Annotated in this window: 5 protein-coding genes and 1 riboswitch; of the genes, 2 read left to right on the top strand and 3 right to left on the bottom strand. The window is 29.4% G+C overall.

The genetic code is table 11. The features are described from left to right. The 3 genes from WBG30_RS11910 to nhaC form a co-directional block, all read right to left on the bottom strand. Nucleotides 1–695 (bottom strand): hypothetical protein (locus tag WBG30_RS11910; RefSeq protein ID WP_424504879.1); only part of this gene is annotated, 695 nt, incomplete at its 3' end. Then, nucleotides 695–2548 (bottom strand): AAA family ATPase, encoded by a 1854-nt coding sequence (locus WBG30_RS11905; RefSeq protein WP_424504878.1) that lies wholly within the window; start codon nucleotides 2546–2548, stop codon nucleotides 695–697. The genes WBG30_RS11905 and WBG30_RS11910, both read right to left, overlap by 1 nt. A 199-nt stretch (nucleotides 2549–2747) precedes the next feature. Then, nucleotides 2748–4316, bottom strand: coding sequence for a Na+/H+ antiporter NhaC (gene nhaC / locus WBG30_RS11900; RefSeq protein ID WP_424504877.1), 1569 nt, complete (start codon nucleotides 4314–4316; stop codon nucleotides 2748–2750). Next, nucleotides 4273–4456, bottom strand: a riboswitch (Lysine riboswitch). It overlaps the preceding gene by 44 nt. Before the next feature lie 185 nt (nucleotides 4457–4641). Here nhaC and WBG30_RS11895 point away from each other — a divergent pair. Next, nucleotides 4642–5856 (top strand): flippase, encoded by a 1215-nt coding sequence (locus WBG30_RS11895; RefSeq protein WP_424504876.1) that lies wholly within the window; start codon nucleotides 4642–4644, stop codon nucleotides 5854–5856. 11 nt (nucleotides 5857–5867) lie between these two features. Beyond that, nucleotides 5868–7241, top strand: a 1374-nt coding sequence (locus tag WBG30_RS11890) for an NAD(P)/FAD-dependent oxidoreductase (RefSeq protein WP_424504875.1), incomplete at its 3' end; no start/stop codon positions are given.

The raw sequence follows: 7241 nt of genomic DNA, 5'->3' as shown, positions 1-7241 counted from the left end.
GGAAAGTATTTAAATAGAAATTTATGTTTAAACTTACTGTTACGCATGCGTTCATAACTAGAAATAAAAAAATCTTTTATTACTTTTTTTGACACTTCTTCATCTATATCAATAGTAACACCATTATTTTTTATTTTAGTTATTTTAAATTCTTTAAAATCATAAATTAAAGAATCCATATCATTTTTTGTCATTGTAGAGAGTTTATGTAATGTTAATTCAATTTTTTCTTTTCTACTTAATAATCTTCTTTCATTTTTTACTATTAGTTTTTGGCATATTTTATAAATACACGTTCTTAAAATTCTATATTGAACTTTAGGAGACAGTCCTATTTCAGATTCAGAAGAGAAAGTTATTCCAAAATTAAATTTATTATATTTTGGTTTCATTATATTTATTAGAACAGTTTTATTATTAGTATTGCTATTAATATTTTTCCCAGGTTCTGTAAACTTTTTTTTGAATTCATCAGATGCTTTACTCCAGTTTTTATCCTTATCATTAGGAAATTCATTAAATATTTCATATATTTTATCTTCAACCAACATTGTTTTTAAATGTTTTCTCTTTGAAAAAAACTGAACTTCTTCTAAACTAAAAACCATCCACTTTTTTAATTCATTTTCCCTAAACCAGTTCCAATACTCATCAGCTAATTGATCTCTCTGTTCTTTACTCATAGGCTTCATCATTATTGACCACCGATTTCCTTTTTCAATGCTTCTCTTTCTTCTTTTGAGAGTTTACTGTATAAGCTCTTCATTTTGTCTTCTATTTTCTCCTCTTCTCCAAAAATTTCTCTATACTTTTCTCCTAATTTCCTACTTAAAACTCGCTCTCCGATTTGATCAATGACATATTTAGAACTTTCTTTTCTCTTCAACATAAGAGCTATTTTATCCATAACCTCAGTGGGAATATCCTTTTTTTTACATATTTTACATCTCATAAAATGTTCTTTAAAATCTCCATTATTAATATTTTCTAAAAGAGAATTAAAACAATCAATTCCTACCTTTCTTTTAAAGCACTCCAAAGTAGTAAAATCTTCAATAACTCCTTTTATCTTCCCTACAGCAAACTCTCCCATGGTAGAATCCATGAAGAACGATTCTTTATACAGTTCATGGATATTAGCTCCTAAGGTTTTATGATTCTCCGCTTTTACCACCTTTATCAAATTATCTACACCTTTACTCAAAAGAACAATATCTTCCCTTGCCATATCACTAGTTAGATAAGGAGAATGAGAACTAATTATTAGCTGTATACTTAGATCTTGATTTCCAAAGAGTTTATCTAAAAAAGTAATTAATAAACTTAAAAATTGTCTACTCCATTCTGGGTGTAAAAAAGTTTCAGGTTCATCGAGGATAAATAAAATATTTTTTTCATTTCTTAATTTTTCTATTTTTGAATAAATCCTAGAAAAAAAAGTGATAAAATGCTCCTCTCCACTACTCAAACCACTCCAAGTATATTTAAAAAATTGATCCCTAAAAGAATTTTTTTTATCCACTTCTAAAAAGTTAATAAATTTTTTAATTATTTCAGGGTTACTATTTTCTCCACCAATAGTAAAATATAACTTTTCACCTGTTTTATCTGATTTAATATCTAAATTTTTTAATAACTCTTTTAATTCATTAAATATATTATAAAATCCTTTAAAAAGACGATCTGGTGTATAATCATTTAATTTTTCCATTTTTAATTCATTATATTTTTTACTATATATATCATTAGCTTCTCCACTAATATCCATCAATAGTTTTAATTCTTCACTTCCATCCATAAAAATAGCCTTAAGGCTTGAACAAGTATTCTGTACAAAACTATTGATAAAATTTTCTTTTATATCATTTGTATAAGAATTATTATTTTCTTTTATAAGAGAGACTTCTAAACTAATATCCATTTTTTCCATTAGATGTCTTTCATCATTTTTCTTTGTTGGAAACCCCATAGTTTCTAATACAATATCACTTTTAGCTTCATCTAAAAAGATCAACATATTCTTTAAATCATTACTTCTAAAAGGGACAGTATTATTCCCTAATTCACTCAATAATCCACTGGTGCTAATATCTTCTATGACATCCAAATTTCTATGTACTTGATAAGAATTAATACTATTGTCATAGTATAGTATCTTTTTACTATCATCTTCTATTGCTGATGTATAAAAATTTTTTTTAAACTTTAATTGTATACGTTTTTTATATTTTTCTGGAAAAGCAAAATATTTATTAGAAAATTTTTTTCCATTTTTATCTGTATAAATCATAAACCCTTTTTTATTTTCAGACCTATCAACAGATGATATAAAATCAATTAATGTTGATTTACCAGTTCCATTTTTTCCAATCAAGGCTGTTACATTACTAATTTTTTCACCATAAAACCCTCTCCTACTCTTCCAATTTTTATATTCTTCTACCTCAAGAATATTATTTTCATATTTGATATCGTACCTATTGCTGATGTTAAATCCTAATTTACTAATTCCTTTATATTCTTCTATCCATACATACAATAATTCCATTTCTCCCCCTACAATCTACACTTCTTTAATTATCATACACTCTTGTAGGGTTTTTGGTCAACTAGGAATATAGTAGAAATTATAGTAAAAAAAAGTGCGATACAAAAGTACCGCACAAGCATTGAAGTAACTCAGTACTCCAACTTAATCGGACAGACTAACTAGATAGTGTCCGATCGTTATATAATTTCATCTTTTTTTATACTTCTACTACTACTTCTGCTTTTACCTCTTCTACCTTGTCTATTTTCTCAATAGAAAATCCTGTATATCCATAGATTATAGCTATGATTGGATTAATTAAGTTTAAAAAACAATACGGAACATAAGTCCATGGTGCTAGTCCTAAGGTAGTAATCATATATGCACCACCAGTATTCCAAGGTATTAAAGATGAGGTCAACGTTCCTGAATCCTCCAATGATCTCGAAAGATTTTTAGCGTGTAAGCCTCTCTCTTCATATACTTTTTTAAACATTCGTCCTGGTATAACTATTGAAAGATATTGATCTCCAGCGACAAAATTTACAAATATAGGCGTTAATATAGTTACTAAAATTAGATTTCCAGTAGAGTGTGCATATGACAATATTTTTAGAGCAATTGCAGACAGCATTTGCGTTTTTTCCATTATTCCACCTAAGATCATAGCACAAAAGATTAATGAAACTGTCCACATCATAGACTGCATCCCTCCTCTATTTAGCAATGAGTCTACGAATGGTAAACCAGAACTACCTTCATAACCATAATTAAATGCTTTTATAGCAGACCCAAGTGTAACACCTTGGAAGATCATTCCTGCTATCCCACCAAGTACAGCTCCTCCAAATAATCCAGGAATTGCAGGGACTTTCATTATTACCGCTATAATTACAATAACTGGAACCAATAATAATAAAGGATTTATATTAAAACTTCCACTTAGGGCATTTAATATTCCATCAATTGTTTTGGTGTTTAATGCAACACCTACATATTTAATTCCAATGATACCAAATAAAACTATAGATATAATAAAGCTCGGGACAGTTGTGTATAGCATGTGCTTGATATGCTCAAATAATGTTGCCCCTGCCATTGCTGGCGCTAAGTTTGTTGTATCTGATAATGGTGACATTTTGTCTCCCATGTATGACCCAGAAATAATTGCACCGGCTACTATATTTTTAGGGATTCCAAGCCCCTCTCCTACACCAATAAGTGCAATACCAACTGTAGCGGCTGTTGTCCATGATGAACCGGTAGCAGTGGATACAACAGCACATATAATAAGTGTTGCAGGTAAAAATACTCCCGGTGACAAGATCTTTAATCCGTAAAATATCATCGTAGGTACTACACCAGATTGAATCCAAGTTCCTATAACCATTCCAATTATCATAAGAATTATAATGGCTCCTAAAGCCATCTTAATAGTTTCTACCATTCCCTCTTCAATCTCACTCCAACTATAATTCAAACCAAATATTGCAACTATCGCAGCCAAAAATGCTGATATTAAAATTGGCAAATGAATATCAATCTCTGCAATTTGAATTGCATAAAATAAACTTCCTATTAAAAATAATAATGGTATCAGTGCATAAATAAGAGTTGTTTCCTTTTTCATCTTACTTTTCATTTTAATATTCCTCCTGTGTATTTTAGTAACAAAAAAAGAGCTATCAATAATACTATTAATAACTCCAACAATAAAACTAAAATAAATTCTATGCTCAAAATCATCTAATAGCACATCATCAATTTTATATGATGATAGTCCCATGGATCTTATCCATGACCCCAACACAAAGAATTTCAACTTTTTTCTTTGTATTTCGGCAAATTCACCTTTCATTCTAGGGTCAAAGTTTGTCATAACTAACCTAAAATTACTTTTTAATATTTGCAACCTCTATTTAAATTTTTCTTTTTCAGATATTATTATACAATACTTTATTAAAATTATCAACTTTAATCAGTGAAAGGTATAGAGTACAATCGTCTATAAAGTAGCGAGGAATATTATCAAAGTGATACTGAATCTATTTTAAGTATGATATAATAATATGGAAAAGTAAACTATATTATAGTTATGGAGGAGATATCCATTGAAAAATGAATTAAAAAAAGATATCTTAGAGTCGTTTAGTGGATATTTAATGCTAGGTTTGATTACTTTATTATTCAACTTTATTTCTATTCGACTATTAGGAAGTGAAGTTTTTGGTAGATTCAACTATGGGTTTAATATTATTGCCTTTATCATGACATTCGCTGGTGTAGGATTAAAAAGTGGAATTATGTATTTCTTTCCAAAAAATGAAGGTAAGTATATTAGTTTTGCATTTTTATTTAATTTTATAGCTTCCATTATCATAGCTGTCATAACTTATATTTTTGCTGATGATATATATTTAAAAAGAATGGTGCCATTGATATGGATATTATCTGCACAACAACTGTTCTTAGGGATATACTCTAGTAGGAGTAGAATAAAAACTTATTTTAATATCCAAGCTATCCTAGGTCAATTCATCACTATTGGGGTTACTGTGCTCCTTTACTATATAGGGTTTAGAGATACAAACAACCTTATCTATGCTAGCTTTATTGCAGGATTTATATGTCTAGGTCTCCATCTAATAGTCAATAAAGATCTATTTAACAGAGTAATTACAAGTAAAACTTTAATAATATTTTCCCTTCCTACATTATTTAGTGAAGTTATGTTTCAGATAATGAGTAGGATAGATGCAGTTATGATCGGTCACATGACTGATAAAACTCAGGTTGGAATATATATTGTAGCGGCACAGATTGCTACAAGTACATCAGTAGTATTACTCATATTTAATACTGCATTTGCTCCTAAAATATCCTACATGTATCATAATGGTCAATTGGAGGAATTAAAAACTCTTTATTGTAAAGCTACTAGAATTTTAGGTTTATTTTCATTTATTACTTTTATTCTAATAATAATATTTGGGCATCTAGTTCTTAAATTTTATGGGCCTGAATATGAAATTGGATATAGAGTAGTTGTATATCGTGCTATAGGTCAGTTTATCAATGCAGGTGTCGGTTCAGTCTGGCTCATGTTACGAATGACTGGTAAAACTAAATATCAAGTATATGGGACTATGGCAGGAGCTGTATTTAATATTATTTTAAATTATATTTTAATCCCTATCTATGGAATAACCGGTGCTGCTATAGCTAGTATGGTAGTCACTATATTTATGAATTTATTAGGGTTTATACTGGTTATAAAAATATTTAAGATAAATCCTTATATTAAAAATAAAAAACAAATTAACTAACGAGGTGAAAGATGAAAGCTGTTATTAATAACATAATGATTCCAATAGAAAAAGATCAAGATCATGCTATAAAAAATGAACTTATAAAAAAAGGGATAGATCTATCTAACATTGTCCATATAGAATATATAAAACGTTCTATTGATTCTAGAAAAAAAACTCAGATCAAATTTTTATATAATTTGGAATTAACCCTAAAAAAAGATATAAATTTAGAAGGTCATAAATGGCTAACTAAGCCCAAGGCCCTCCTAATAAAGCCTAGAAGGTCTAAAAACTTAGAAGGTTATGTAGGAGTTATTGGTAGTGGGCCTGCAGGATTATTTGCAGCTCTTAGATTATGTGAATATGGATATAAGCCTATTATATTTGAACGTGGTAAAAAAGTAGATGAGAGAGATCTATCTATCGATAACTTCTACGCCAATGACGATTTGGATATAAATTCTAATATACAATTTGGTGAAGGAGGAGCTGGGACTTATTCTGATGGAAAATTAAATACTCGTGTAAAGAGTGAATATATCACCCATGTGTTTGAAACTTTCGTTGGATTAGGAGCACAAAAAGAAATTATGTGGGATTACAAACCACATATAGGTACTGATATCCTAAAAGTTGTAACAAAAAACCTAAGATCTAAGATAATAGAGATGGGAGGAACATTCTATTTTGATACTTTAGTTGAAAATATAATTATAAAAGATAATAAAGTAGTAGGAGTAGATACCGCATCTCATGGAAATAGGGTGAAAATAGATATAGAGCATTTAGTTTTAGCCATAGGTCATAGTGCTAGAGATACTTATAGAATGCTACATAAAAATGGTGTATTCATGGAAAATAAACCATTTGCCATGGGAACAAGGATAGAGCACCCTAGAGCTGCTATAGATAGGATGCAGTATGGAAAATTTGCTAACCATGAAAATCTAGAAGCTGCCACATACAGTATGACGCATAACAATAAATCAGAGAGTAGAGGGATCTTTTCATTCTGTATGTGTCCTGGAGGAGTTATAGTAAATGCTGCTTCTGAAAAGAATACAAGTTTGGTCAATGGCATGAGTTACTCTAAAAGAGATGGGGAGTTTAGTAACTCCGCTATTGCAGTAGGGATTAAGGCCAATGAATTTGGTGAACATCTATTTAGTGGAATGGAATATCAAGAAAAATTAGAAAAAGACGCTTATAATGCTGTAGGAAACTATGGAGGAGTAGCACAGAGAGTCGTAGACTTTATGAAAGATAAAAAATCTACTTCTTTACCTAAGAGTAGTTATCCTATGAGGATGAAATCTCAAAATTTAAATGAATTTTTTCCAGATGTAATAAAGAAAAATATGAAGTTAGCTTTCCATCAGTGGAAAAAAATGCCTAATTTT

Source organism: Psychrilyobacter sp. (genome assembly GCF_049671765.1).
Classification (GTDB): Bacteria; Fusobacteriota; Fusobacteriia; order Fusobacteriales; family Fusobacteriaceae; genus Psychrilyobacter.
This window is presented reverse-complemented; position numbering and strand designations above follow the sequence as displayed.

Bases quoted from the DNA above. Each gene is read 5' to 3' on its own strand.
- WBG30_RS11905 (WP_424504878.1), bottom strand. From the start codon at position 2,548: ATGGAATTATTGTATGTATGGATAGAAGAATATAAAGGAATTAGTAAA.
- nhaC (WP_424504877.1), bottom strand. From the start codon at position 4,316: ATGGGACTATCATCATATAAAATTGATGATGTGCTATTAGATGATTTT.